The 3,244-nt window shown below is 70.4% G+C and carries 3 protein-coding genes; 1 reads left to right on the plus strand and 2 read right to left on the minus strand.

The window, feature by feature from the left end; translation table 11 throughout:
• Positions 1–158: 158 nt before the first annotated feature.
• Positions 159–1,166, minus strand: a complete 1,008-nt coding sequence (locus RWX45_RS10370) for a LacI family DNA-binding transcriptional regulator (protein WP_316023646.1) — start codon at positions 1,164–1,166, stop codon at positions 159–161.
• Between the two features lie 95 nt (positions 1,167–1,261).
• Entirely contained in the window at positions 1,262–1,999 is a 738-nt protein-coding gene (locus RWX45_RS10375; protein ID WP_316023647.1) for a sulfite exporter TauE/SafE family protein, read from the minus strand.
• A 103-nt stretch (positions 2,000–2,102) separates the two neighbouring features.
• On the opposite strand from RWX45_RS10375, the gene RWX45_RS10380 reads away from it, so the two are divergent.
• On the plus strand, positions 2,103–3,244 hold a 1,142-nt coding region (locus RWX45_RS10380), incomplete at its 3' end, for an MFS transporter (RefSeq protein WP_316023648.1).

Genomic DNA, 3,244 nt, shown 5'->3' on the forward strand with positions numbered 1-3,244 from the left:
GCCGGGAAGCGCGAGTGTGAAGCGGGATGTGCCGGTCCTGGCGGGGCGTCGGGTGAGGGTGTCGGTGGGGAGGCGGACGCAGCGGATGCGCCGGTCCTGGCGGGGTGCACGGGACGCCTCGGCGTGCGGCAGCGTGCGTCGGGAGGTGCCAGCGCGCTTCAGCGGCGGGCCGTCGAGGAGCGCGCCACCAGCTGCGCCGGCACGACCCGGTGGAAGACGGAGCCGGTCCCCGGTGCCAGCAGCGCCTCGAGGGCGCCGGTCGCCAACATGTCCGGGTGCTGATCGATGCTGGTGATGCGCAGCTCGGCGCGTTCCGCCAGGGAGGTGTTGTCATAGGAGGAGATCCCCAAATCCGCGGGGATCCTCAGCCCCAGGCTGAGCCCGGCGGCGACGGCGTCGATGGCCAACAGGTCGTTGTAGGCAATGAGGCCGAGCGGGCCGGTGCCCGTGGCCAGTGCCTGCGAGATGGCCGCCTTGACTCCGGCGTCGGCATTGACTTCGGCGAAGCCGAGTCCGGCGGCCGCGGCGGCGGCGCGGCATTCCTTAACACGCTCGCCCAGAATCGTCTCCTGCAGCCGGAGGGCGGGGGAGAGGAAAACCAGGCGCTCATACCCCTGGGAGGCGAGGTGCTCCACGGTTAACCGGGCGGCGTCGGCCTCATCGAGCCGGACCGTGGCAATGCCGGCCGACTCCGGCAGGGTACGGTCGATGACGCACAGCCGGACGCGTGCACCGAGATCCTGCAGCTCCTTCGTTGTCATGGAGGTCCCCGGCAGGATGAGGCCCGCCGGGCGCAGCGACAGCACGTCGTCGATCGTGGAACTCTCCAGGTCGTCGGCGAGGTCGGAGACGAGCGCGACGAGGGTGTATCCGGCTTGCTTGGCCCGCCGCCGCAGGGCACGCAACAGCAGGTCGAAGAAGGGATTGTCCAGATACGGAACGACGACGGCGAGCCGCTGGGAGTGTCGGGCGGCGAGTTCCGCGGCCGCGGCATGGGGGTGGTAGTCGAGTTTGGCGGCGGCGTCGAGAATGCGCCGTCGGGTCTCCTCCGACATGCGGCCCTCGCCCTTGAGTGCTAAAGAAACCAGACCGCGCGAGACGCCGGCGGCGGCTGCAACATCCTGTTGGGTCGCATGGGTCGATGCGGGACGCGGGGTGGGTGACACGGTTCCTCCTCGGGGCGTCCTTGCAGGGCCACCCCAGGATAGGCGAGTTTCCGGCCGCTCTTACTCAACCGGCCGCGCGCTCGCTGGAGGCTGCCTCACACCAGCAGGTAGGCCGCGGAGATGACGGTGAGCACGGTGACCAGGGGGTCGAAGATCTTGTTGTTCATGCGGCTGGCCAGCCAGCGGCCGGCGAAGGCCGCCGCCACCACCACCGGCACGAGCACCAGGTCCACCCCCAGGGTGTCCGTGCGGATAATGCCCAGGCCGATCGAGAAGGGCAGTTTGACCAGATTGACGATGCAGTAGAACCACGCGGTGGTCCCCAGGAATGTGGTCACCGAGAAGCGGGAGGCGAGGAAGTACATGGTGGTGACCGGGCCGCCCGCGTTCGCCGCCATGGTCGTGAACCCCGCCAGGGTGCCGTAGACGGCGCGCCCCACCCGCCCCTGGATCTGCGGCGGCCGGGGCAGGCGCATGAGCACGAGGGTGATGATGATGAGGGCGATGAGCAGGATGCCGATGAATCGCTTGGTCGCCGTGTCGGAAGCCACGCGCAGGAAGAGCGCTCCCAGCACCACGCCGGCGAGCACCCCGGGGACGAGTCGCCGCAATGTCGCCCAGTCGGCGTCGCGGCGGTACATAATGATGGCCAAAACGTCCCCGACGAGCAGCAGGATGAGCATGGTGCCGGTGGACTCCTTGGCTGGCAGCACCGTGGCGAACAGGGCCACGGCCAGTGTGGCCGCGCCGGGGAGGGCGGTCTTGGCCAGTCCGATCGAGGCGGCAGCGACGATGAGGATGAGCCACGAAGGGGTAGACAGCATTGTCAGCACAAAGGCATCCTAAGACTCGTGCGCCCCACCGAACGGGGCCCATGGTCGCATACCCCGGGCGTCGTGGCCCGGGACGCGGTCTATCCCGGCAGGAAGACAATTCATGATGAGGGTTGCACACACCCCGGCGCAAAGACGTCTGCGGGCCCTGCTCGTCAGCTCCGGTATGACCGAGGGGGCGGCCTGGGGTGCGACCGGCACCGCCTTGGCGCTCGACTCCGCCGCCCGGGCCGCGCTCACCATGCAGGGCGCCACCGCCCTTGAGGCGCTGCCGTCGGTGCTGCTCCTGCTATCCGCGCTGCCGCTCGGGGCGCTCATCGGCGCCCCCGGAGCGGACTTCGTCTCCCACGCGTTCGGGCGCCGCCCGGCCTTTCTCGGCTGCGCCCTGCTGGTTGTGCTTGGTGCCGGCGCCGCCGCGGCCGAGGTGCAGCTCTTGCGGCTGGTCGGCATCGGCACCGTGGGCTTGGGGCTGGGCGGTTATGCTGTCGTCGTTCCCAAGCTCGCCCATGAGCTCGCCGAGCATGGGCACCGTCGACTCATGCCGCGGGTGCGCGCCACCGCGCCCGCGGGTGCGGCGCTGGCGATTCTGGCCGGAGGGCTAGGCGGGCTGCTTGGTGCCGGGCAGGGGGCGATTGCCGCATGGATGGTGGTTGTGCTGGGCGCGGTGGTCTCGCTGCTGCTCGCGCTGACGCTGCCGGAGACCCCGCACTGGTATGCAGCTCAGGGACGCGTGGAGGCCGCCTACGTGGCGCTGCGGCGGATGCTCGGGAGTCTGGAGGCCGCGGTCGGCATCGACTGGGTCATGATGGACACCGGGACGTTGGGCGAGCAGCACCCGATCGGCCGCGGCGACCTGTCGATTGCGCGTGTGCGTCGCACCGTTATTGCCGGCCTGCTGCTGGAACTGGTCCAGGCGCTGCCCTTGGGGCTGGCCGCGCTCTGCCTGGGGCCCGCCCTCATGACCGAGGTCGCCCAGCCGTCGGCCGGAGGGCAGGCGGCACTGCCGATCTGGCTTGCGGCGGTATTGGCGCTCGCGTGGGCGGTGACGGCGCTGCTGGGGGCCAGACGGCGGGGCGACCACCTGGCCTATGCCTGGATTCTTGGCGGTACGGGGCTGGCCGCCTGCGGGATCACGCTGCTGGCCCTGGCCGACGCCGTGCATGGTGCCGGGCTGATCGCTCTGCTCATCGTGGTGGATGCGCTGGCGGTGGTGGGTCAGTTCGTGGCGGTTGTGCCTGCCTGCAC

Source organism: Actinomyces sp. MRS3W, assembly GCF_032465695.1.
Lineage (GTDB): Bacteria > Actinomycetota > Actinomycetes > Actinomycetales > Actinomycetaceae > Actinomyces.